This window comes from Microvirga sp. Mcv34 (genome assembly GCF_024519725.1).
GTDB lineage: Bacteria > Pseudomonadota > Alphaproteobacteria > Rhizobiales > Beijerinckiaceae > Microvirga.
In genome coordinates, this window is the sequence record NZ_JALJRK010000026.1 from 25,242 (window position 1) to 49,209 (window position 23,968).

The window sequence follows — 23,968 nt, forward strand, 5'->3', positions numbered from 1 at the left end:
ATTCCTGCATGCATGTAGAAGCAAATGAAAATTGACGTGATGCTGGCGCGATGGGAACACAAGGGACCATTCCACTTCAGGAGGGCGGACGAATGACCGACAGGGACGTTTTGGTCGTCGGCGGTGGTCTTCTGGGCGCATCCATCGCATGGGGACTCGCCCGCTTGGGCTTGCGTGTCGTCGTGCTCGACGAAGGCGACACCGCCTTCCGCGCCGCCCGGGCGAATTTCGGGCTTGTCTGGGTGCAAGGCAAAGGCCTCGGCAAGCTGGAATACTCAAACTGGACACAAGCCTCCGCGGCACTTTGGCCGAGCCTTTCCGACGAGCTGAAGCGGGAGACAGGGATCGATCCGGGCTTCAGCCAGCCCGGAGGCTTCTCCATCCGCCTGACGGAACTGGAGCTGCAGCGTGGGGTCGACGCCATGAACACCCTGCAGGGCCAGCCGAACATCGCCCGGTACCCATACGAGATCCTGAACCATCGCGAGACGAAAGCCCGTCTGCCGGCGATCGGCCCCACCGTGGCCGGCTCGATCTACAGCCCGCTCGACGGCCACGCCAACCCCTTGCGTCTGTATCGCGCGTTCCACGCGGCGCTGCATAAGATGGGAGCCGCCTATTTGCCCGATCATCGGGTCGAGCGGATCAGCCATCAGGACGGCGCCTTCACCGTGGAGGGCCCGTGGGGAACCATGTCGGCGGGACGGATCGTGCTCGCGGCGGGCATCGGCAATACCCGCCTAGCCCCGATGGTCGGCCTCAACGTGCCGCTCGTGCCGAGCCGGGGCCAGATCATCGTGACGGAAAAGACAATGCCGTTCCTGCACCATCCGGTGGGCAACATCCGGCAGGTGGACGAAGGCGGCGTGATCATCGGGGAGAGCAAGGAGGCGACGATGGATCACCACCGTCCGCGGACCCCCGTTACGGCCGTGCTGGCCGACAGGGCCATGCGCATGTTCCCGATCATCGGCGAGCTCAATGTAGTGCGGATCTGGGCGGCGTTCCGGATCATCACGCCCGACGGGTTCCCGATCTACGAGCAGTCCCGCACCTGCCGAGGAGCCTTCGCGGTGGCCTGCCATTCCGGGGTCACTCTCGCCGCCAACCATGCTTTCACCATCGCGGGACACATCGCCCAGGGCGAAATCCCCGCGAGCCTGTCCACGTTCTCCTCGGAGCGGTTCGATGTTTCGGCGGCTGCCTGATCGCCAAGGTGATCTCGTCACCTTCACGTTCGATGGGACGCCGCTCACGGCTCTCATGGGCGACACCGTCGCCGCCGCACTTCTCGCGGCGGGTGTAACGCGGTTCCGCACGACCCCGGTCTCGGGAGCCGAGCGCGGCCCATATTGCATGATGGGTGTCTGCTTCGAGTGCCTCGTGTCGATCAATGGGCGCGGCAATCGACAGGCGTGCCTCACGACGGTCGAGGAAGGGATGCAGGTGGAGACGCAGCACGGAGCCGCCACTTACTCGACCGAGATCTCCGCATGAGCGTGCATCCCGTGAGCGCCGTATCCGACTTGGAGGAGATCTATGATCTGCTGGTCGTTGGAGCCGGCCCCGCCGGGCTCAGCGCGGCAACCGCCGCCGCGGAATGCGGCCTCAGCGTCCTTCTCTGCGACGACAACGGAAGTCCCGGCGGACAGATCTACCGCGGCATCACGGAGGCAAGCGCTGCAACCAAGTCGCGCCTGGGCAAGGATTACGCCGCCGGCGAGGGGATCGTCACCCGGTTTCTGGCGTCGTCCGCCTCCTACGCCGCGCGGGCAAGCGTGTGGAGCATTGCACCGCACGAGCCTGAAACAGGTGAGGCCTCGGGCCTGGAGGCGGGCGTCTCCCTCGCGGGGGCCGCGCGCCTGATCCGGGCTCGCCGGGCCATCCTCGCGACCGGCGCGTTGGAGCGTCCCTTCCCGATCCCGGGCTGGACGCTGCCCGGCGTCATGACAGCCGGCTCCGCCCAGATCGCCATGAAGACGGCTGGACTGGTACCAAGCGGACGCACCGTGATCGCGGGCACGGGCCCGCTTCTGTACCTTCTCGCCTCCCAGCTGATCGGCGCGGGCGCCTCCGTGATCGCGGTGATCGATACCACTCCGAACGGCAACAAGAGGCGGGCTCTGGCGCACGCGATCGATTTTGTCCGCTCTGCCTATGGGCTGAAGGGCGCGAGGCTGCTCGCACAGGTTCACCGCCATGTCCGGGTGATCCGCAACGTCACCGCACTCGAGGCAGCCGGCAATGGCGGCCTGTCGGAGGTGGTGGTGACCCATCGGGGAGGAACCGAGCGCCTGCCGACAGATCTCCTGCTGTTGCACCAGGGCATTGTACCCAACCTCAACCTGTCCTTGGCCTCCGGCTGCGCTTCCGGTTGGAACGAGCGCCAGGCAACCTTCACGCCCACCGTCGACGAATGGTGCCAGACCTCAATGCCGGACATCGGGATCGCAGGCGACGCCGGCGGGATCATCGGTGCGGAAGGCTCAGCCCTGCATGGCACGCTTGCCGGGTTGGCAGCGGCTTGGCGCCTGGGCCGACTGAGCGAGAGGGAGCGGGACGAACGGGCTGCGCCTGTCCGCGCCATACTTCGATCAGCGCTTCGTGGGCGTCCATTCATCGATGAGCTGTTCAGGCCTAGCGACGATTTCCGCATTCCGGCAAACCCCGAGACGATAGTCTGCCGCTGCGAAGAGGTGACCGCCGGCGCGATCAGGGCGACGATGCCCCTCGGAGTGCGTGGCCCCAATCAGATGAAGGCCTACCTCCGGTGCGGTATGGGGCCATGCCAGGGCCGGCTGTGCGGGCTCACCGTCACCGAGATCATTGCGCAGGAGCGCGGCGTCGCGCCAGGGGAGGTGGGCTACTACAACGTGAGAACGCCTATCAAACCCGTGACGCTCAAGGAACTCGCGGCTCTGCCCCAATCGGACAGCGCGATCAAGGCAGTGGCCGGCATCGTGGAGAAGCCGGTCTCGGCAAATCACCCTCAATCTCATGTATAGAAAATGATCAACCGGCACATTCAAACACCCATCATGCACCGTGTCGTCGAGAAGGACGGCCTCGTATTCATTGCAGGGACGACGGCGGATGACGTGTCCGTCGGCATGCGAGGACAGACGGAGCAGATCCTCGCCAAGTTCGACCGATTCCTGGCCGAGGCTGGAACTGACAAGTCACGTGTCCTGTCAGTCACGATCTTCATCACGGAATTCGATCAGAAGCCGGAAATGGATCTTGCCTGGAAGGCTTGGTTGACGCCCGAGACCTTTCCCGCCCGTGCGACCGTCGGGGTGTCAAATCTGGGAAAGGGCACACTGATCGAAATGATCGCAACGGCCGCGAAGTAGACTAAACGCGACAGGCCGCATCGGATCTCCCCAATGCAGCCTGTCGTACTTGCAGGCTCCAAGTTGTTATACTGCGAGGGCTGCAATCACCGCCTGCGCGACTTCTTCGGTAGTGGCTTGGCCGCCGAGATCCGGTGTGCGCACCAGCCTCTGGCGGGTCACGTCCTCGATCGCCTTGACGATGGCGTGCGCGGCGGTGGCCTCGCCGAGGTGCTCGAGCATGAGAGCGCCGGCCCAGACCGTGGCCAGGGGGTTGGCAATCCCGCGCCCGGCGATATCGGGCGCGGATCCATGCACCGGCTCGAACATGGAGGGGACGCCGCCTTCCGGATTCAGGTTGGCCGACGCGGCGAAGCCCAAGCCGCCCTGAATGGCGGCTCCGATATCCGTGAGGATGTCGCCGAACAGGTTGGAGGCAACGACCACGTCGAGGGTCTGCGGATGGGTGACGAACCGTGCCGCGATCGCGTCCACGTGGTAGCGGGTGACCTCAACGTCCGGGTACTCGGCCGCGAGGGCGTCCGTCACCTCATCCCAGAATACCATGGAGTATTTCTGGGCGTTGGATTTGGTGACTGACGCGAGGCGCCTCTTGCGGGTGCGTGCCATCTCGAAGCCGTACCGGATGATGCGTTCCACGCCACGGCGCGTGAACACGGACGTCTCCACCGCCACCTCGTTCGGCGTTGCCATATGCACCCGGCCGCCGGCGCCGCTGTATTCGCCTTCGGTATTTTCGCGGATGCACAGGATGTCGAAGGATCCCGCGCGCAGGGGGCCCTCCACGCCGTCGAGAAGACGGTGTGGACGGGTGTTGACGTACAGGTCGAAGGCCTTGCGGATCGGCAGGAGCAATCCGTGCAGCGAGACCGAGTCCGGCACCCGTGCGGGCCATCCCACCGCGCCGAGGTAGATCGAGTCGAAGGCGCGCAACTGCTCGATGCCGTCGTCCGGCATCATGCGGCCGTTCTGGAGATAATAATCGCACGACCAGGGGAAGGTCTGGCTTTCCAGTCGGAAGCCGAACCTTTCGGACGCTTCCGTCAGGACGCTCCAGCTGCAGGCGAGAACCTCTGTCCCGATGCCATCCCCTGGGATGAGCGCGATCTTGTAAGACTTCATTCGATGTCCCCTGGCGTTACGAGGGAATTCTGAGAATGCCCCAAACCTTGCGGACGTGCTCCTCGCTGAGCCAGCTGCACTTGGCGCCCTTCGGGACGAGGAAAATGGAATCCTGTTCGAACGTGGTTGCCCGTCCCTGGTCATCGGTGATGCGCACGCTCCCCTCAAGGATGTGCATCAACTCATAATGGCCGTATACCATCGGGGCCCGATGATATGGAGTGGAGTCCCAGACTCCGGCGCTCCAATGCCGGCTTGGGGTCGCATACAGGGTGTTGTTGCGGCAGGACGGTGTATCGCTCAAAAGAAGCTCCGCCGCCGGGCTGCCGGAAGGGGAGAGTGGGACCTTGGGATCAACAAAGACGAGGCCGGCGCCACCCTGCGCATCCTCAGCGAGATAGCGCATGAAGACGAGTTTCGCTTGGTCCCCAACGCTCCATCGGAAGGATCCACCCTTCGGCACGATCAGACTGCAGCCGGCCCGCAAACTCGCGCCGCCTTCCCTTCCCTCAATATTGATCTCGCCGTCGAGTACGACCAGCAACTCGTGCTGGGGGGCATCATCGGCCACGCCTTCGCCTGCCGGGAGAAGGCACCACCCCACGTCGAGATTCGGGTCGTCGATGGCAAGGCTCTGACGGAATGGGGCGAAAGGATCTGCTCCGTTGACGGGATCATTTTGGGTGACCGTCGATGCGTTGGGCGCCGATGCGCGTAGATTGGTATAGGTGGGATACATGGCAGAGGGACTCTGGATGTGGGGCCACGTGAAAGCGCCCGCGAGCGCGGGCGCCTTTTGGAATCATGGGCACCGGCAGCAGCAAATGATGCTGCCGGTCCGTTTAACCTGCACGATCAGTTGAGCGACAGGGACGGAGTGAGCACGTAGTAATTGAGCGGGTGCGACTTGAAGTTCTTCACCTTGGTCGAGTACGCGTCGTAGGAGGTCTCGTGAATGAGGAAGACCGTCAATGCCTCCGACTGGACCTTCTTGGCGATGTCAGCATACATCGGCAGCCGCTTCTCTGGCTCGGGGGTTGCGTAAATCGCCGCGAGCTTTGCGTCCATTTCTGGGGTGCAGTATTGCGAGATGTTGAAAGCGCCCTTGCATTTGTAGTCGGCGTTCAGATAGCTCGCTGGCTCGGCCGCATCGGTCAGATAGCCGCGGGACATCAGGGCCATGTCATAGTTGCCGGACATCATGTCGGGCTCGATGGCGTTGTATTCCGCAACCTTGATGTCGACCTGGATGCCAACGTTCTTGAGCATCTCCTGGATGACTGCCGCCACGTCCTTCAACTCCGTCTTATTTGAGTAGGCGAGGAGACTGACCTTGAGGGCGCCGGGCTTCACCCCAGCCTCATCGAGGAGCGACTTGGCCTTCTTAACGTCAAAGGCTGGCTTCATGTCCTTCGGTGCCCAGGGGTCCGTTGAGACGAACGGTCCCACGGCCGGTTGCACGGCACCCTCGTACACCGCCGCGGCGAGGCCGGCGTTGTCGATGGCAGCCTGAACCGCCTGGCGCACCTTGATGTTGTCGAAGGGGGCCTTCTTGTTGTTCATCAACAGCATTGTGGTGCGCGGGGCGTTGACTGCCTCAAGCTTGACCCCCGGCGTGCTCTTCAGCTTGCTCACGATCCAGGGCGGGATCAAGCGAGCGATATCCGTCTCGCCTGTGCGTATCTGCGTAGCGCGGGTGTTCGCATCTGAGATAAAGCGGATTTCTGCACCGTCGAGGGTGGGCTTCCCACCCCAGTAGTTATCGTTGCGCTTGACTGTGGCGCGGGTCGGGTCCACCTCGGTGATGACGAACGGTCCCGTGCAGGCGTTGATCGGGTTGATCTTTCCGTCCTTGTAGGCGGACGGGGAAAGGATCGATGTGGCGGGGCTTGCCATCTGCAGGGGCAGTAGAACCGAGGGCTCGAGGGTGGTGATCTTTACGACCTTGTCGCCGACCGCCTCGACTGACTTAATCACCTTGGGCGAAAAGGCGCGCGCCGGCATTGCCGCCTTAAGGAGATTGTTGAGCGCGTTGGCTGCACTCTCCGCGTTCAGGGGCAGCCCGTCCTGGAACTTCACGTTGTCCCGAAGGGTGAACTCCCAAGTGGTCGGAGCGGTCTGGGTCCAGGATGTTGCGAGGGCGGGCTGAAGGGTATTGTCGAAGCCGATCCGCGCAAGGCTTTCGTAGCAGCCCGAACGGCTGCCGACAAAGGCGTCGTCGGAGGCCATCTCCCAACCCGTTTTGGGACTCCACCAGTCGACCATCCGGATCGTGTTGGAGCCGGTCGCTTGAGCGAAGGCTGATGTCGAGAGCGTTGCCGCGCAGAGTGCGAACGCTAGGCTGTAAGTGCGCATGTTCCCCATTCCTTCTGTGGTCGCGGCAGATGCCCAGGGGCATCGTCCGGCGTGAGTGAACCGCATCGCTTCAACGTTCTAGCGCGTCCGTGTTGATCGGACCGTCTGTTCGCCGGGGCTCCCGCCGCAGGTTGGTATTTGCGCGGATGCGGGGCACACCGGACGACAGGTTCTTCGCAGAACTTCTACCTCTCCCGACGATGCGAACCACCCTTATTGAGCGACCTTCCCATTTGGGAATGTCAAGTATCTTCAGCATCGTCTTCTTAATTCGGCGGAATCTGCTGCCGGTAGCCAGAGTATTAGACAGTTATGCTGAAATATATCGCTGCCACTGAGCAAAAATATCTTATCGGCAGACCGTTGATGAGATCCGCTCTCGTCAACTCTGGTGCGGTGGCCGACCCGAAGAGATGCCCAGCTCAGCCGCCTCTTACGCGGACATCGCCCGCGCCATCGGCTCCCTGCTGGCATCATCGCCCGATCGAGCCGTCTGCTGCGAGACATCGTCCAAATGTTCCCAGAACTGGCAGCGCACCGAGTGGCCGTCTCCAGCTTGGAGGAGATCCTGTACGTTCTCTGAACAGGCCTGCCGGGCATAGATGCAGCGGGTGTGGAATCGGCATCCAGACGGCGGATTGAGCGGGCTCGGTGCTTCACCTTTCAACAGGCCCGCAGACGAGTTGAGCCCTGTCTCCTCGAGCATGGACGAAGCGATGAGAGCGCGCGTGTAGGGATGACGTGGGTGCTCGAACAGCTCATCCCGCTCAGCGACCTCGACGATCTGTCCGAGGTACATCACGGCAATTCTGTCGCACATGTACCGCATCACGCGAAGATCGTGCGAGATCATCAGAATGGTGAGCGAGAAGCGCCGCTTGAGGTCCATGAGCAGGTTCAGGATCTGAGTGCGCATAGAAGCGTCCAACGCGGACGTGGGCTCATCACAGACGAGGAACCAGGGCTTGAGCAGAAGCGCGCGGCCGATCACGACCCGCTGCAGCTGGCCGCCGGAACATTGCTTGGGGTAGCGGCCATAGAACGAGGCATCCAAGCCCACATCGTTTAGCATCCGCAGGACAAGGTCGCGGCGCTCCCGCGCATGCCCAATACCATGCTGCGCAAGAGGAACCTCCATGCTCTCGCCGATCGTCATGCGAGGATCGAGCGCCGCGAACGGATCCTGGAACACGAGTTGCATGGTGCGCCGCATCCGTCGCAACTCTTCGCCCTTCATCGCGAATACGTTTCGGGCATCCACCGTGGCGACGCCGCTGGTCGGCGGTGTCAGGCGCATGAGAACCCGTGCGATCGTGCTCTTGCCGCAGCCTGACTCGCCGACGAGGCCGAGGACTTCACCCTCTTTGATCACGAAGGACACGCCATCAACGGACTTGACGGAACGGCCTCTTGGAAAACCGGGAACCGGATAGTGCTTGACCAGGTCGTTCACTACGACGAAGGGCGCCGTCGGATCGGTCCCTTTGTCTCGCGACAGATTTCGTTCGATCGGATCATACGATGTCATGGCCTGCGTGCCTCATGGGCGCCGGAATGAGCGCCGTCCGGTTTGACGGCCCAGCATCGGGCCTTGCAGCAATCGTTATAGGAGTCGAGTGCCGGCTCAAGATGGGTGCACCGCTCCTGCAGGTTGGCTGACGCGGCGGTGACGCACCGGGGAAGGAATCGGCAACCCTCATCGAGGTCGCGTGCCTGGGCCGCGCCCCCAGGGATCGAGAAAAGATTGCCGTCCTTGTCCGCCTTCAAGAGGGAGCACTGAATCAGCGCCTTCGTGTAGGGATGCTGAGGAGAGTTCAGGATCCGCTGTGTCGGGCCTTCCTCGACGATCCGTCCCGAGTACATGACGGCAACCCGGTCGGCCAAGGCGGATACAATAGAGAGATCATGGGTAATCAGGAGAACCGCAAGCTTGCGCTTGCGCCGCTCGTCGTCCAAGAGCTTGAGGATCTGGGCCTGAACGGTGACATCCAGCGCGGTCGTCGGCTCATCCGCGATCAGAAGCTCGGGATTGGCGCTCAGGGCGGCAGCGATCATGACGCGCTGAGCCATGCCGCCCGATAGCTCGTAAGAGAAGCAATCTGCACGGGCGCTAGGATCGGGAATACCGACCTCGCCCAAGAGCTCCAAGACGCGCGCCTTGGCCGCGGTCCGGTCCACGTTGCGGTGGATCCGCATGGGCTCGGCGACTTGCGTTCCGACACGGGAGGTCGGATCGAGCATCGCCTGCGGCTGCTGAAACAGCATCGCGATCCGGCCGCCGCGGAGATGGTTCAACTGCCGCTGAGACATCGCAAGAATGTCTTCGCCGTCGAATATGATCTTGCCCGAGGTTGCCTTGAGGCCTGTGGGCAGGAGCTGCATCAGCGAAAGCGCCGTCATGCTCTTGCCTGACCCCGACTCGCCCACCAGCGCCACGACTTCTCCGGCGTTGATGCGCAGGTTGATCCCGTCGATGATCGGCTTGACGTGTGGAGCGTCAGGCAGCGACACCTGCAGGTTGTTGATCTCCAGCAACGGTTCGCCTGGACGTGGATTGGTCTTAGCGGCCGAATTGCTCTTTTCCATAATCACGAAAGCCTCCTCTGGTTTGCTTTCGGGCGGTGGTTCGGTCAGGCTGCCTCTGATCCCTGCCTAACCGCATTTGCCTTGCGCAGGATGCGAATGGGGTCTCCGAAGTGGCGCGAGAGCTCCCGCAACGCCGCGGGCACGTCATCGCCCGCGATGAGGTTCGCCAGAAGCTCGTGCTCCTCGACCAACGCCTTGCTACTCCGGTATCCCCCCATGAGCATGTGCATGCACAGCTTCGTCTCTGCCTGAACTGTGGCGTACATTCGGGACAGGCGGAAACTTCCAGCGGACTCAACAAGCTCGCGGTGGAAGGCAAGATCGATGTCAGCGACCTGCAACCAGCTTCCTTGAGCGACGGTCTTCTCCATCTGCTTGGCGATCTTCATCAGTGCGTGATGGATATCCTTTCGATCCTGGCGAGCCATGATCCTTTGGACGGCCGCACCCTCGATCGCCTCGCGTACGTAGTAGATATCAGAGAGGTCCGAATCGGTAAGCTCCGGCACGAAGACGCCGCGATGCGGCTCGCTGTGGAGGAGCCCCTCCTGTATAAGGCGCTGCATCGCCTCTCTGACCGGACCGCGGCTGACGCCGAACTTCTCGGCCAGGTCCATCTCGTTCAACTGGGATCCAAGCGGGAAGGCTCCCGACAGAACTGCTTCCCGGATCTCCTCCGCGATGCGGCCGGACAGAGTTACTCGGGGAAGGCGCTTGATCCCCTTGCTGTCAGCTTTCATGTTTTCATCTTTCAATATCGCGGCGGATAAAGCCATTATTGAGCTGCCTTGGAAGCGTTGCGCCCCTTCATTTCCAAACCCTGGCCGATCCAGGTGACGCTAAGCGCGGTCAGGAAGATCGCAAGTCCTGGAGCGACGACCAGGAGCGGCGCACGCTCCGCGTAGGCCTGCGACTCCGCCAGCATGAGTGCCCAGTCTGCGTTTGGCGGCTGTACGCCGAGGCCGAGAAACGACAGGCCGCCGACGGTGATCAGCTTGTGGCCGAAACGCAGAAAGCTGATTGCCGCGATCGGACGGATTGCGTTGGGAATGACATGGCGGAAGATGATGAACGTCTTCGTGCATCCCAGCACCTCCGCCGCCCTGATGTACTCGCGCGAGTTGATCTCAAGGGTTAGTCCTCGAGCCATGCGCGCAAACGGTGTCCAGCCAACGATCGTGAGCGAGACGATCAGCGTGGTGTAGCCGGGGCCGAAGATCGCGATCATGAAGATCGCGACGATAACGTCCGGAAACGAGATCAGCAGGTCGACGACGCGCATGATGATCTCGTCCACGAGCCCGCCTGTGCGGGCGCTGATAACACCCAGGAGGGTGCCGATCACTGCGCACAGGATGAGCGTGACCGCAGCGATTACGACGGAGAACCGTCCGCCGATCAGCAAGCGGCTCAGCAGGTCGCGCCCGAGATGGTCGGTGCCGAGCCAGTGCTGGGCGCTGGGACCGGCCAACCGGCGCAGCAGGCTTTGCGCGGCGGGATCATGCGGAATGATCCAGGGCGAGATAATCAGAAGCACGGCGATCGTCAGGAACAGCAGCGACCCAACTGCGAAGGACCAGTGCCTTTGGCGGATAAACCGGATGGCCTGCGCTACAGTCGACGGCTCGGTCCGTCGAGCCGGCTCGAGGATCGTAGGGGCCGAAGGTGCAAGATGATTAATGGACATGGCGGATCCGCACGGCTGGGTTCAGCAGGATGTAGAGGGCGTCGGCCAGCGTGTTGATCAGGACCGACAGGGCGACGATGCACACGAAACTGCCTTGAAGCACCGGCACGTCGTTGTTGACGACGGCCTCGTAGATCAGCCGGCCCATGCCTGGAATCGCGAAGATCACTTCGACCACGACGGAGCCGCCCAAGAGGCCTGCGAGCCACAGGGCGAAGAGGGTCACGACCGGCATCGCCCCGTTGCGGATGCCATGATGAACGACGGTCTGGTTCATGTTCAGGCCGCGGCTGCGGGCAGCCGTGATGTAGGGGGCCTGCAGCACGTCCATCATGGCCGCGCGGCTCACGCGGGTGAAGTAGGCCAGCGGGCGCAGGCTGAGCACGACAGCCGGGAGGACCAGCGAGGCGGGCCCTTCCCAGCCGGCGGAGGGCAACAGGCCCAAATAAAGGGAGAAGACCAGGACGGCCATCGGGGCGAACCAGTACTCGGGCACCGCCACGAAGGTCTGCGTGACAAAGGTCGCCACGGTGTCGATTGCCTTGCCGGGTCTCATGGCGCTGAGCGTTCCCAAGGGAAGGGCGACGGCGAGCGCGATCCCCAATGCGGTCATGGCCAGGGTGAACGAGACCACCAGGGCGCGCGCCACTTCCGGACCCACGGGAGAACGGCTGACGAAGGAGTAGCCGAAATCCCCCTGGAGCGCGTTCCACAACCAGCCCAGGTATTGCACGTAGAGAGGCCGGTCGAGGCCGAGATGAACCCGCATCGCTTCCACGGCAGCCGGGTCGACGGCCATGTCGCCGACGCGCGACTGCACGATCGTGCGCACAGGATCGCCCCCGCTCATGTAGGGAACCAGGAAGGCGAGAAGCGAGATGATCACCAGTGTCAGACAGAGGATCAGGGAACGTTGCAGGGCTATCATCCACATGGTCTCGTCCTCTCCCAGATCATCTCAGTGCAGGATGTCTTGCAAGCGGTAATAGGCTCCCACGAAGGGGAGGAACCAGGGCGGGCCGAAGTGCCCCGGGATGGCAGGCCATTCCATGTCACGCCAGATGTTGGCTTCCGGCTTGCCGCTCATGACCTCGGCCATTACAACGCCCATATGCGTGGACATCTGCGTGCCGTGTCCGCTGTAGCCCATGGAATAGAACACGCCGTCGTGCTCGCCAGCGCGGGGCAGGCGATCGGCGGTCATGTCCACCAGGCCGCCCCAGCAGTAATCGATGCCTACGCCGCGCAGGCTGGGAAACACGGCATGCATGGTCCGCTCGAGGATCTTACCGCTCTTGGCATCGGAGAGCGGATTCGACATCGCGAAGCGGGCTCGTCCTCCGAACAGCAGGCGATTGTCCGGCGTGATGCGGAAATATGAGCCGACGTTCTTCGAGTCGGTTGCCATACGCCGGGTCGGCATGAGAGCGTCGACGGTCTCGGTGGGCAGCGGCTCGGTCACGATGATGAAGCTGCCGATGGGAACGATGCGCCGGCGGTAGTGAAAGAAGGGACCAACCGTCGAGGTGCCGGTGGCGAGCAGGACCTGCGAGGCCCGGATCGTGCCACGGGACGTGATGACCTCATGCTCGTATCCGCGGACACGGTTCAGTTTCGTGACGGGAGCGTTCTCGTAGATGCGCACGCCGTGCCGCGTAGCCGCTCTGGCCAGGCCATGCACGAACTTTCCCATGTGCATGCTGGCGCTTTTGCCGAAGACGAGGCCGCCGTGATAGCGGTCGGTGCCGATTTCCGAGCGCATGGCTGGAGCCGGCACCAACTTGGTATCCGGATCCACTTCCCGGGCGAGCACTTCGTGGGTACGGGCCAGCTTCTCGTAGTGCTCCGGCTTGGCCGCAAGCTTGATCTTGCCCGTCCGGGCGAAGTCGCAGTCGATTTCTTCCTCTCTGACGAGCCGCTCGACCGTGTCGACTGCCGCGTCGTAGGCACGATAGAGTGTGCGGGCCTGAGCGAGACCGAGTTGCTCCACGGCGCCGCGGAAATCGGCCGCAAGACCGTTGTTGCACTGCCCCCCGTTTCGGCCTGAGGCACCGGCGCCGACACGGCTTGCATCGATCAGAACGACGTCGGCGCCGTTCTTCGCGAGCGCGATGGCCGCCGAGAGCCCGGTAAAGCCACCTCCAATGACAACGACGTCAGCGCGCCCGGCGAGGTCGTCTGAGGTCCCGCCAGTAAAGGGTGGCGCCGTATCGAGCCAATATGATGCAAGTTTCATGATCCGGCTTTCTGACGATCGGCTCATGCCGTCATCGGTCGTCCAAGGGAACGAGGCGCTGCGGATTTCATCCATGCAGCCATAATGTACTCAGTTGTATGATTGTCAACAATCATAAAATCGACAATTGCCCATTTATTCGGCTTCATTTGTGGAATGTCTGCGCACATTGGAGCTTCTGGCAAGTCATCAATACGATATAAAGTATTGATCATTGTTCGTCTGAAAAAGGCGAGATAAATCTCGCCCTTCGCATGGGTAAAGCTTTACTCAACCTGGATTTTACGCAGGCTGCTATTCTCAGAGACCGAGCAAGCCTGGTAATCCGGAGATGTCCTTGATCTCGTGGTAGCCGTAGTACGGGTTCGGCGGCTCGTGTCCGCGGTTCACCCAAACTTTGTTCGTGATGTGCAGATCGTGTGCCGTCATGAGGTCGTACCGGAAGCTCGACGAGACATGCAGGAGGTCTTCCGGGCCGCAGCCCAGTTGATCCATCATGTATTCGAAGCCACGCATGCGTGGCTTGTAGGATTGTGCATCCTCTGCCGTGAACACCGCATGGAAGGGAGCCCCGAGCTTCTCGACGTTGGAGTGGATCTGGCTGTTGTCGGCGTTCGAGAGGATCACAAGGGGGAAGTGCTTGGCGACTTGGGCGAGCGCCACCGGTACGTCTGGGTGGGGGCCCCAGGTAGGAACCGAGTTGTAGATGAATTCGGCATCGCTCTCACGGAATTCGACATTCCAGAGCTTGCACGTCCGGGAAATCGAGTTTCGCACTACTTCGGAATACGGCTTCCATGCACCGAGAACTTCGTCCAGCCGGTAGGCTGAAAAATCGCGGGTGAAAGCATCCATCCTGTCCGCACTCACCCGGTCTGCGTAAACCGTCCGCGCCGCCGGGGCCATCTCGAAGTAGATGAGCGTGCCGTAGCAGTCGAAGGTGATGTATTTTGGCCTGAGTTGGGTCATGAGGATCAGCCCTTGTTCGTTGCTGGCGACGTGGAATGGATAAGGTCGGGTGGCGCTTGCCGGTCTGAGCTTGCTTTCGTCGAACCGTTGCGGGTGATACGCGCCATGGCCTCCGAGGCGGTGCACCCTCCGGCACTTCCTGAAGCGTAAGCCTGTCCACGAAGGGGCGGTTGCGCTTTGTGCCGTGTCCTAAGGAAGATCATGCCGATTGATGCGGCCTCGACAGCACGGATTGCTGGCATGGTTCGCGATGCGGCGATACAGGTTGGCGGGTACATAGGATAGCCCTCCGGCTCATGACCTTACGCGGAGAAGTCGATGAGGGCGCTCTTGAGGCGCATGTTAGCCTCCACCGCATGACGGCCCAAGTCCTTGCCGATACCAGAACTCTTGTAGCCGCCGGTCGGGATGATGTAGTCCGCAGTGCGTCCGTAGCGGTTCACCCAGACCGTGCCGGCCTTGATGGTCCGCACCGCGCGCATAGCCTTGCTCACATCGCCTGTGTAGACTCCGGCCGCGAGGCCATATACCGGGTGGTCGGCGAGAGCCAGACCCTCCTCCTCGTCGTCGAAGCTTTGGACCGTCAGGACGGGGCCGAACACCTCCTCACGCACCGCTTCCATATGGGACGAAGCGCCTGTGAGGATGGTGGGCTCGTAGAAGGCGCCATCCTGGATCGACGCCACCCGGCGTCCGCCGATGACGGCTTCGGCACCCTCCGCCACAGTCCGCCGGACAATGCCGTGGATGCGGTCGAGCTGAGGCGTGGAGATGATGGGGGCGAAGGAGGTGTCGGCGCGCCAGGTCGGCCCGGGACGCACTTCCTTCGCCAAGGAAATGAGCTGGTCGAGGAGTTGATCCTGCGCCCTGCGCTGCACGATCAGCCGTGAGCCCGCCACGCAGACCTGCCCCGCATTGCCGAGAATGGAGTTGGAGATGGCGCGCCCCACACGGCCAAGATCGGGCACGTCGGCAAAGACGAGCTGCGGGCTCTTGCCGCCCAGCTCCAGGGTGAGGGGTTTGACGCCGCTCTCGGCGCTGGCCGCCATGATGGCAGCGCCCGTGCGCGTGGAGCCAGTGAAAGAGATCTTGCCTACCACCGGGTGACGGCACATGGCGTCGCCCGTCACCGCGCCGGTGCCCTGGACAACGTTGAGTATGCCCGGTGGCATGCCTGCCTCGATGGCGAGTTCCGCCAGACGCACCATGGAGAACGGCGTCATCTCGGAGGGCTTTAGGACCACCGCATTTCCCGCTGCAAGAGCCGGGCCGATCTTGGTGAGGGCCTGCGTGATGGGGAAGTTCCAGGGCGCGATACATGCGACGACGCCGTAGGGTTCGGCGATCACGAGGCCCAGATGGTCGGAGCGGGTGGCCGCCACGTCGCCGCCGAGCTTGTCCGCCCATTCGGCAAAGAACCGGACGCAATCCGCACTGTAGGGAAGGTCGACCGCGAGCACGTCCTTGATCGGCCGTGTGGAGCCCAAAGCCTCAAGCCTGCCCAGTTCTTCCTTATTAACTTCCATGAGGTCGGCCCAACGCCGCATGATGCGGGCCCGGTTGCGAGGGGCGCCGGAAGCCCAGTCCGACGTCTCGAAGGCGCGCTGCGCCGACGACACCGCCCGGTCCACCGTCTCTGGGGTCGCGATCGGCAGGTCCGCATAGATATAGTTGTCGGATGGCCGGCGGACCGGAAGCGTGTCGCTGTGATCGGTGACGAGCGTCCCGTCGATGAAGTGACCGTTGGGGATGGAAACGGTGTTCGGATCGAAATCGAGCATGGCGGTTGTCCTAGCGCGGAGTTCAGTGGCCGGCGGCCCAGCGGGAGAGGTCAGCAGCGGATTCGGCCCCCTCGAACATGCCGACGATGCGCTCGCCTAGAAGCGGGCCGAACTTGAACATCTGGCCGTCGCAGTTCGTCACCACGAGGCCTCGCCCGAGTTGGTCGACCTTGAAGCGGCGCGAGGGGTCAAGAACGTAGAAGCCCACCTGGATCCGCGTGGGCTGGTACCCGTCCGGTTCGTTGAAATAGGGCTTGAACGCTCCCAGGATTGCCGCGCTCTCAGCCTCCAGATCGGAGTCGAAGCCGTGCTGCTCCGGCCGCGCGAGCCTGCGGTGGGCACTGTAGCCGATCTTCAGACCGGCCCCGCGGCGATCGGGCAGGGTGTAGCCTGTATGGTCACCCAAAGAAGCAATGGCGGGGGCGTTGCGCCACGACTCCTTGTAGCGGGCCGGCGGCTCCACATAGCAGAGTCCCTGGCGGTAGACCGCGTTATCCCCGTAGCGGTCCGGCAGCAAGCCGGGAAGCCAGGCTCCCGCAGCGATGACGAGGAGATCGCCCTCCACCGTCGTACCGTCTGCCCGCTCGGCGATGCCGTTCTCGGGGTCTACGCGGACCACCTTGCAGTTCGCCTCGATCTCGGCTCCGTGATCCACCACCCATTGCGCGAGGTCGGTGACGATCCGGCTGGCGAAGAGGGGCCCGCCGCGCGCGGCGACGACGCCCCAAGCGCCCTCCGGCAGGGTCAGGTGTGGGCACAGGCGCTCCACACCCTCGCGGTCCAAGACCTCATGGTCGAGGCCGATGGCTTGGAACGTCCTCAAGGATTTTTCCGCATAGTCGTTGGACGCCAGGGAGATGGCGATGCTGCCGGTATTCTCGAAGTGGTCGGTACCCAGATCGTCCCAGAGCCGATCCCACGCGTCGAACGCGCTCGTGACCATGCGGGTGTAGCCTTCGGCAGACCCATACTGGTACCGGATCATCCGATGCAGGTCGAAGGAGGCGGCCTGAGGATTCGGGACAGGCCCCTGCTCCAGGACGACGGCCTCATGGCCCTTCTTCAGGGCGGCCCGAGCCACCGATAGTCCAACGATCCCTGCACCAATGATGACGATGCGCGCCATGGATGAACCTGCCCCTTCGTTGTTGCAGCCTCAAGCGTAAGCCCGGGCGCGGAGCAGATGTTACGGAGGTGGCAGGAGCATTCGGCAAAAGATATTCGCGAGGACGGCGGCAACAGCGCATTCTGCTTCACGGAGCGGGCAGGATGAGCAAAGCCATAGGGAAGGGGGCCGCCGAAGGGTAAGGAGTGACACCGCATTGCGGCAGAAACTGCTGCCGGTTCGGGTATCTCCGCAATAATCGCCTCGCTTAAGCCGCGACAGAGGCGAAGAATCTCGGCCGACTTTCCGTAAGCTTTCGGCATTGTTGTCATGGGAGATGCGATGCCCGCGCGCTTTGTCCGGGTTGCCGAGCAGGATCGGCGACCCATCGAGATCGAGATCGATGGCGTTCGCCATACGGCGCTCGAAGGAGATACCCTCTTGGTCGCCGTGCTCACCCATGCCGAGCGCCTGCGGCAATCGGAGTTCAGTGACGGCTCCAGGGCCGGTTTCTGCCTGATGGGGGCGTGCCAGGATTGCTGGATGTGGACAGCCGACGGCCAACGCATTCGCGCCTGCACCGCCACGGTCGCCCCTGGCATGAGCGTTCTCACCAATCCCCCGTCGGAGGATATATGGCCGATCTCCGCGTAGTCGTCGTCGGCGCCGGCCCTGCCGGCATCCGTGCCGCGCAGACCTTCGTCGAGGCTGGCCTTCGGCCGATCGTGATCGATGAAGGCAACGCCAGCGGCGGGCAGATCTATCGCCGGCAGCCGGCACAGTTCCGCCGTTCCTATGAAACCCTCTACGGTTTCGAGGCGAAGACCGCGAAGGCCATCCACGATACCTTCGACCGGCTCGTGGGACAGGTGGATTATCGCCCGGAGACCTTGGCCTGGAACATCTATGACGGCGCCGTGCACACCATGCGGGACGGCGTGGCCCACAAGATCCCCTTCGACGCCCTCGTTCTCGCGACGGGCGCGACGGACAGGCTCCTGCCCATCAAAGGATGGACGCTGCCCGGCTGCTACAGCATGGGCGCGGCCCAGATCGCTTTGAAGGCACAGGCCTGCGCCATCGGACGCCAAGTGGTCTTCCTGGGGACCGGGCCGCTTCTGTACTTGGTGAGCTACCAATACGCGAAGGCGGGAGCCGACGTGGCCGCCGTGCTCGACACCTCTGCCTTGTCGGGACAGATCCATGCGCTGGGCCTCATGACCAGCCGCCCGGGCCTTCTGGCGAAGGGACTCTATTACAGGGCACAACTCCTGGCTCGCGGAGTGCCAGTGCACAACGGCGTCACGCCCGTTGAGATCGAGGGCACGGACCAGGTGGAGGCCGTGCGCTTCCGTACCCGTTCCGGCGCGGAGCGCCGCGTCGCCTGCGATGCGGTGGGAATGGGTTTTCATCTGCGCAGCGAGACCCAGCTTGCCGATCTGGCGCGCTGTGCCTTCGTGTTCGACGAGGATCTGGCCCAGTGGCGACCCGAGACTGACTCCGATGGCCGCGCCAGTGTGAAAGGCATCTATTTGGCGGGTGATGGAGCGCGGGTGCTGGGGGCGGACGCCGCCGAGAAATCGGGGCGGCTTGCCGCCCTCGCAGCCCTCCAGGATCTCGGCCTGCCGGTCGCCGTGCGCCGCATGGATGTCCTCCGCCGGGAGCAGCAGCGCATGGAGCAGTTCCGGCGCGGCTTGGCGAGGGCCTTCCCATGGCCGGCGGAGCTGGCGAGGGCCGTGGCCGACGATGTTTTGGTCTGTCGGTGCGAGGCAATCACGGCAGGTGAGCTGCGCAGCACGGCCACCCTCAAGGGAGCACCTGAGCTGAACCGCGCCAAGGCGCTCAGCCGCGTCGGCATGGGCCGTTGCCAGGGCCGCTACTGCGGCTCGGCAGCGGCGGAGATCCTTGCGGATGTGCGGGGCGAGCGCGTCGAAGCTGTCGGCCGCCTGAGGGGCCAAGCGCCGGTGAAGCCGCTGCCGTTGTCGGCCGTCCGGGGAGCCGCGTCATGAGAGGTCGATCGATGGAGAATGCGAGCGCCGACAATGCCGCCGACGTCATCATCGTTGGTGGCGGCCTGATGGGCGCGTCCGCGGCCTTTTTCCTGCGCAAGCGGGGGCGCTCTGTAATCCTGCTGGAACGCGGGCTGATAGGCCAGCAGGCCAGCGGCACCAATTTCGGCAACGTCCGGCGTCAGGGGCGCTACCTCACGCAGCTGCCGTTGGCCCATCGCTCCCGCGAGATCTGGAGCAGGCTGCCCGAATTGATTGGGGAGGATTGCGAGTTCGTTCCGAGCGGGCATCTGCGCGTCTGCTTCACGCAGGAGCAGGCCGGCCGGCTTGAGAACTACGCGCACGACGCAAAGGCTTATGGCCTTGAGCTCGAGATTCTCAGCGCGAACGCGCTGCGCAGCCGCTTTCCGTATGTCGGGCACGAGGCGATTGCAGGATCCTACGCCCCCCTCGACGGCCACGCCAATCCGCGCCTGACCGCGCCCGCCTTCGGCCGCGCGGCTCGCCGCGAAGGAGCGAGCGTCGAGGAGAACGCCGAGGTTCTGTCCATCGGGAAAGTCGGCGAGGACTTCCATGTGGAAACGCGCGACCGCGGCACGTTCCGCGCGCCGACCATCCTGGTGACCTCCGGCGCCTGGGCCGGAGCCATGTCCTCCCGCTTCGGCGAGCCCGTGCCGCTCGTGGCCCGCGGCCCGCAGATGGGGGTGACGGAGCCTCTTCCCTACCGGATCGCGCCGGTCCTGGGCGTGAGCTCTCCCCTGGACCTGGAAACGGTCTATTTGCGGCAGGTCACCCGCGGCAACATCGTATTCGGCGGCGGCAATCGCGGGCCGGTCGACCTCGAGGCCTGCCGGGCCTATGTGGACCCCGAGAACACCCTCAACCAGATGCCGCAGCTGCGGCGGCTGCTCCCCGGTATTGCCGCCGTCCGGATCATCAGGGTCTGGAGCGGCGTCGAGAGCTATCTGCCGGACGATCTGCCCATCATGGGTCCGAGCGAGAAGGTATCAGGGCTGTTCTACGCGTTCGGCTTCTGCGGTGCCGGCTTCCAGGTCGGGCCGGCGGTGGGCGACGTGATGGCCGAACTCATCGACACGGGCCGCACGAGCCTTCCGATCGATGCCTACCGCATCGGGCGCTTCGCCCAGCAGAAAGCAGCATAATGAGCCAAAGCACGGGTATAGCCGGAGACGACATGCAGCGGATCGGTGAGCCTCGGCCCTTTCTAAGGAACGATGCCGAATCCCAATCCATCGGGGTGGCCTACAAGTCCGATCCCGTCATGGGCGCAGTCTGGCGCGAGGTGTTCCGGTCGGAGCTTCCCCAGGCCTCGTTCCGCATGTGGCCGGAGATCGGGGCAGGGGAGGAGGTGGAATACCTCATCGCCTGGGTTCCGCCTCCGGACCTTGAAGGCGCGCTGCCGAACCTGAAGGTTCTCTTCAGTATCGGGGCGGGGATCGACCAGCTCGACCTGGACGCGATCCCCCCGCACGTGAAGATCGTGCGCATGCTCGACGCGGATCTGACGCGGGGCATGGTCGAATTTGCGACTTTCGGGGTCTTGGCTCTGCACAGGGACGTTCCGCACTACGTCTCCGACCAGCAGGCCGGCCGCTGGATGTACCGTCCGCTGCAACGGGCGGCGGAGCGCCGGGTCGGGATCATGGGGCTCGGCGTCCTAGGGCATGCGGTGGCGGAGTCTCTGAAGTCCTTCGGCTTTCCGCTGAGGGGATGGAGCGCGTCGCCGAAGGCCGTCGAGGGGATGGAGACCTTTTCCGGCCCCAAGCAGCTCGGGGCCTTCCTGTCGGGCTGCGACATCCTCGTGTGCTTGCTGCCGCTCACGGACGAGACGCGGGGGATTCTTGGCAGCGCCACCTTCGAGCAGCTCCCAATGGGGGCAAGGCTGCTCAACGTGGGCCGCGGCGGCCATCTTGCCGAGGACGACCTGATCGCCGCGCTCGCGGACGGCCGGATCGATTGCGCCATTTTGGACGTCCTGCAGAGTGAGCCTCCCGCAGCGGACCACCCCCTCCTACGGCATCCACGGGTCATCGTTACCCCGCACATCGCGAGCGCAACCCTTCCCCAGGCAGCCGCCCAGCGTGTCTGCCGGCTCATCGAGCGGCATCGCTCGGGGCTCCCGATGGAGGGCTTGATTGATCGCCGGCGAGGTTACTGAGGTGATCCATCGAGACGATGACCGGAACCGCCTGCTTCAGCATGACATTCACCTGTGTCGGCAGGGTCCCATGCAATCGGAGGCAGGATTGCCGGCCGGTCGAACATGCCGGGCACCTTGAGGCGAGACCGCAGCCGCTCATCAACTGTCAGACTGCAGGCAGCGCCCACCATCCAGCGCTCACGCCCTGCGCATGAAACCCATTCCGAGGAACACCCGCCCTCATGTTCTCGATCCTCGCCAACAGAACCTTTCGCTCCCTCTTCATCGCGCAGCTCGTGGCGGTGCTCGGGACGGGTCTTGCCACGGTTGCGCTGAGCCTGATGGCATACGATATCGCGGGCCCCCAAGCAGGGTCTGTTTTGGGAACGGCGCTCGCCATCAAGATGATCGCCAGTGTCAGCCTCGCGCCTGTGGCCGCGGCTTTGGCCGAGCGCTTCTCGCGCAAGAGCATTCTCGTCGGACTCGACCTGCTTCGCGCGGTCGTCATGGTCGCATTTCCCTTCGTGACGGAGGTCTGGCAGATCTACTGCCTGATCTTCATGCTCCAGGCGGCATCCGCCGGCTTCACGCCGACAATGCGAGCCACCATTCCGGATGTTCTGCCGGATGAGCGCGACTACACACGCGGGCTCTCGCTGACACAGCTGACCTATGATTTGGAAAGCGTCGCCAGCCCCGTGATTGCAGCATTGCTGCTCACCTTCTTCAACTTTCACGAGCTCTTCGCCGGCACCGTACTTGGCTTCCTGGCGTCGGCGGCATTCATTGCCGTGACGATCCTCCCATCGCGCCGGATCTTCACCCAGGACAAGATTGCCAAAAGAACTCTTACAGGAATGCGCATCTATATCGGGACGCCAAGACTGAGAGGGATGCTCGCCTTCTCCTTCGTTGCCTCCTGTGGCAGTGCGATGATCATCGTCAACACAGTGGTCCTTGTTCAGGCGAACATGGGTCTGACCCAAACCGCGACCGCCCTGGCCCTGGCCACATACGGCGCAGGGTCCATGATGGCTGCACTGTGCGTCCCGCGCCTGCTCGAAGTTATCAAGGATCGGACCGCCATGCTGATCGGGGCAAGTTTCATCATCGTGGGGATGCTTGCAGCAGGCTTCATCGAAACCTTCGCTCTGATTCTTCCGGTCATGCTGATCCTTGGCATGGGCTATGGCCTCATCCAGACTCCGGCGGGACGTCTCATCCGCCGTTCGTCCGGCGAGGCTGACCGCGCCACTGTTTTCGCGGCGCAGTTCTCATTCACGCACGTATGCTGGTTGATCAATTATCCGTTGGCTGGCTGGCTCGGAGCTGCAATCGGCCTGCCGAGCACGTTCTGGCTGCTCGGCGGCCTCGCCTTAGTGGCAACCGTGTCTGCCCTGCGGCTTTGGCCGAGGAAGGATCCGGACGTCCTGTCACATGTTCATGACAACCTCGCACCAGACCACCAACACCTGCACGATGGGCGCACACAGGGACGAACAGTCCGGCATGCCCATGCGTTCGTGCTGGACGAGCTCCACGAGCGCTGGCCAGCCAACCGGTGACCTACGTCCGGCTATGGGCCGGAGATCAACGCGACCCAGCGTATCTGGCAGGTCCAACACAACCGAAGGTAACGTCCGCATTCGACGAAAGGACAGGGGCTCGCTCGGCTCCCAATTCACGCTGCTTCAGTGCGATGGTCCGTGGGCGTACGTTTGTTTGTGGTCCATTGGGCCAGAAGGCGGCATGAGGGGTCAGCGAGCGCGCCGCAGTACGATCACGAATGCGTGCAGGCCGTCTCTCACGCCTCTGGCAACGTTGACGGGGGAGCCTGTTCGGCGCTCGATAAGGGATCCGGCACCACGGCATCAGGCCATGACTTCGAGCCTGCGGAGGCATCCATGCGATCATCCTTGACGGGACTGCTCAGCGTTCTTGTCATTCTCCCGGCGCTCGCCCAGGCACCCGACGGATCCCCCACGCGCATCCGCGGGACCGTCGAGCGGCTCGACAGGCCTGCCTTGATCGTCCGGACCCGCTCAGGGCAAAGCGTCCCAGTCACCATGGTAACGGATTTTGCAGTCAGCGGCGTGGTGAAGCGCAGCCTCTCCGACATCAAGGCCGGCGACTACACCGCCTCGACTTCGGTGCGAGGACCGGACGGCAAACTGCAGGCGCTTGAGGTCCACTTCTTGCCGCCAAGCGCCAACGAAGGGCAGTTCGCTTGGGACTTGATCCCCGACAGCGTGATGACCAATGCCACCGTTGCCCGGGTGGCTGCCGCCCCGCAGGGGCAGGTGTTGAAGGTGACCTTCATGGGCCAGGAGGCGGACATCACCGTTCCGCCTGACGTTTCGGTCGTTGCCTTCGTGCCCGGCGACATGAGCCTCGTGAAGCCCGGCGCAGCGATTTTCATCTTCGGCCGCCGACATGCCGATGGTTCTGTATCGGCAATCCGCGCAACCCTGGAGAAGGATGGCGTTAAACCGCCGATGTAAGCAGGACAGGATCGGTTCACCCTCCGGCACCACAGGCAGATCTAGCTAGCGGTAGCCGTCTTCGGGCACCTGCCCAACTCCGCAGGTGCCAGGCCCATTTGGA

The 23,968-nt window shown here is 63.4% G+C and carries 22 protein-coding genes; 10 read left to right on the forward strand and 12 right to left on the reverse strand.

Going from position 1 to position 23,968, the window contains the following annotated elements; all coding sequences use genetic code 11:
- Window positions 1-92: 92 nt before the first annotated feature.
- The 4 genes from OC446_RS15145 to OC446_RS15160 are packed head-to-tail and all read left to right on the forward strand — an operon-like array spanning window position 93 to window position 3,353.
- The gene (locus tag OC446_RS15145) at window positions 93-1,208 is read left to right on the forward strand and encodes an NAD(P)/FAD-dependent oxidoreductase (RefSeq protein WP_262029863.1); all 1,116 of its coding nucleotides are present in this window, start codon (window positions 93-95) and stop codon (window positions 1,206-1,208) included.
- Complete coding sequence (locus OC446_RS15150; protein WP_262029864.1) at window positions 1,189-1,497, forward strand: (2Fe-2S)-binding protein; 309 nt, start codon at window positions 1,189-1,191, stop codon at window positions 1,495-1,497. The genes OC446_RS15145 and OC446_RS15150 overlap by 20 nt, the downstream gene beginning before the upstream one ends.
- Window positions 1,494-3,005 carry an FAD/NAD(P)-binding oxidoreductase gene (locus OC446_RS15155; protein ID WP_315986513.1) on the forward strand — a complete coding sequence of 504 codons (1,512 nt, stop codon included), beginning with the start codon at window positions 1,494-1,496 and terminating at the stop codon, window positions 3,003-3,005. Before OC446_RS15150 ends, OC446_RS15155 begins: the two co-directional genes overlap by 4 nt.
- A gap of 3 nt (window positions 3,006-3,008) precedes the next feature.
- The gene (locus tag OC446_RS15160) at window positions 3,009-3,353 is read left to right on the forward strand and encodes a RidA family protein (RefSeq protein WP_262029865.1); all 345 of its coding nucleotides are present in this window, start codon (window positions 3,009-3,011) and stop codon (window positions 3,351-3,353) included.
- Between the two features lie 66 nt (window positions 3,354-3,419).
- Here OC446_RS15160 and OC446_RS15165 read toward each other — a convergent pair whose 3' ends face one another.
- The 12 genes from OC446_RS15165 to OC446_RS15220 form a co-directional block, all read right to left on the reverse strand.
- The gene (locus OC446_RS15165; protein WP_262029866.1) at window positions 3,420-4,475 is read right to left on the reverse strand and encodes a tartrate dehydrogenase; all 1,056 of its coding nucleotides are present in this window, start codon (window positions 4,473-4,475) and stop codon (window positions 3,420-3,422) included.
- Between the two features lie 16 nt (window positions 4,476-4,491).
- Complete coding sequence (locus tag OC446_RS15170; protein WP_262029867.1) at window positions 4,492-5,046, reverse strand: cupin domain-containing protein; 555 nt, start codon at window positions 5,044-5,046, stop codon at window positions 4,492-4,494.
- Window positions 5,047-5,330: 284 nt separating this feature from the next.
- Complete coding sequence (locus OC446_RS15175) at window positions 5,331-6,830, reverse strand: ABC transporter substrate-binding protein (protein WP_262029868.1); 1,500 nt, start codon at window positions 6,828-6,830, stop codon at window positions 5,331-5,333.
- Window positions 6,831-7,263: 433 nt separating this feature from the next.
- Window positions 7,264-8,358: an ABC transporter ATP-binding protein gene (locus OC446_RS15180; RefSeq protein WP_262029869.1), complete on the reverse strand. Its 1,095-nt coding sequence runs from the start codon at window positions 8,356-8,358 to the stop codon at window positions 7,264-7,266.
- On the reverse strand, window positions 8,355-9,416 hold the full coding sequence (locus OC446_RS15185) for an ABC transporter ATP-binding protein (protein ID WP_262029907.1): 1,062 nt from the start codon (window positions 9,414-9,416) through the stop codon (window positions 8,355-8,357). The genes OC446_RS15180 and OC446_RS15185 overlap by 4 nt, the downstream gene beginning before the upstream one ends.
- A gap of 44 nt (window positions 9,417-9,460) precedes the next feature.
- Window positions 9,461-10,192, reverse strand: a complete 732-nt coding sequence (locus OC446_RS15190) for a GntR family transcriptional regulator (protein WP_262029870.1) — start codon at window positions 10,190-10,192, stop codon at window positions 9,461-9,463.
- Window positions 10,192-11,103 (reverse strand): ABC transporter permease, encoded by a 912-nt coding sequence (locus OC446_RS15195; protein ID WP_262029871.1) that lies wholly within the window; start codon window positions 11,101-11,103, stop codon window positions 10,192-10,194. Before OC446_RS15195 ends, OC446_RS15190 begins: the two co-directional genes overlap by 1 nt.
- Entirely contained in the window at window positions 11,093-12,037 is a 945-nt protein-coding gene (locus OC446_RS15200; protein WP_262029872.1) for an ABC transporter permease, read from the reverse strand. Before OC446_RS15200 ends, OC446_RS15195 begins: the two co-directional genes overlap by 11 nt.
- A gap of 24 nt (window positions 12,038-12,061) precedes the next feature.
- Window positions 12,062-13,339 carry an NAD(P)/FAD-dependent oxidoreductase gene (locus tag OC446_RS15205; protein WP_262029873.1) on the reverse strand — a complete coding sequence of 426 codons (1,278 nt, stop codon included), beginning with the start codon at window positions 13,337-13,339 and terminating at the stop codon, window positions 12,062-12,064.
- Window positions 13,340-13,639: 300 nt separating this feature from the next.
- The gene (locus OC446_RS15210; protein WP_262029874.1) at window positions 13,640-14,308 is read right to left on the reverse strand and encodes a haloacid dehalogenase type II; all 669 of its coding nucleotides are present in this window, start codon (window positions 14,306-14,308) and stop codon (window positions 13,640-13,642) included.
- 302 nt (window positions 14,309-14,610) lie between these two features.
- Window positions 14,611-16,089 (reverse strand): aldehyde dehydrogenase family protein, encoded by a 1,479-nt coding sequence (locus tag OC446_RS15215; RefSeq protein WP_262029875.1) that lies wholly within the window; start codon window positions 16,087-16,089, stop codon window positions 14,611-14,613.
- 22 nt (window positions 16,090-16,111) lie between these two features.
- Window positions 16,112-17,215, reverse strand: coding sequence for an NAD(P)/FAD-dependent oxidoreductase (locus OC446_RS15220; RefSeq protein ID WP_262029876.1), 1,104 nt, complete (start codon window positions 17,213-17,215; stop codon window positions 16,112-16,114).
- A 321-nt stretch (window positions 17,216-17,536) separates the two neighbouring features.
- Here OC446_RS15220 and OC446_RS15225 point away from each other — a divergent pair, with 321 nt between their 5' ends.
- From OC446_RS15225 to OC446_RS15250, 6 genes are all read left to right on the forward strand, one after another.
- A complete protein-coding gene (locus OC446_RS15225; protein ID WP_262029877.1) occupies window positions 17,537-17,848 on the forward strand; it encodes a (2Fe-2S)-binding protein in 312 nt (103 codons plus the stop codon).
- Window positions 17,830-19,203 (forward strand): NAD(P)/FAD-dependent oxidoreductase, encoded by a 1,374-nt coding sequence (locus OC446_RS15230; protein ID WP_262029878.1) that lies wholly within the window; start codon window positions 17,830-17,832, stop codon window positions 19,201-19,203. Before OC446_RS15225 ends, OC446_RS15230 begins: the two co-directional genes overlap by 19 nt.
- A complete protein-coding gene (locus OC446_RS15235) occupies window positions 19,200-20,366 on the forward strand; it encodes an NAD(P)/FAD-dependent oxidoreductase (protein ID WP_262029879.1) in 1,167 nt (388 codons plus the stop codon). Before OC446_RS15230 ends, OC446_RS15235 begins: the two co-directional genes overlap by 4 nt.
- 32 nt (window positions 20,367-20,398) lie before the next feature.
- The gene (locus tag OC446_RS15240) at window positions 20,399-21,382 is read left to right on the forward strand and encodes a 2-hydroxyacid dehydrogenase (protein WP_262029880.1); all 984 of its coding nucleotides are present in this window, start codon (window positions 20,399-20,401) and stop codon (window positions 21,380-21,382) included.
- 224 nt (window positions 21,383-21,606) lie between these two features.
- Window positions 21,607-22,929: an MFS transporter gene (locus tag OC446_RS15245; RefSeq protein ID WP_262029881.1), complete on the forward strand. Its 1,323-nt coding sequence runs from the start codon at window positions 21,607-21,609 to the stop codon at window positions 22,927-22,929.
- Window positions 22,930-23,268: 339 nt separating this feature from the next.
- Window positions 23,269-23,865, forward strand: a complete 597-nt coding sequence (locus OC446_RS15250) for a hypothetical protein (protein ID WP_262029882.1) — start codon at window positions 23,269-23,271, stop codon at window positions 23,863-23,865.
- Window positions 23,866-23,968 lie beyond the last annotated feature (103 nt).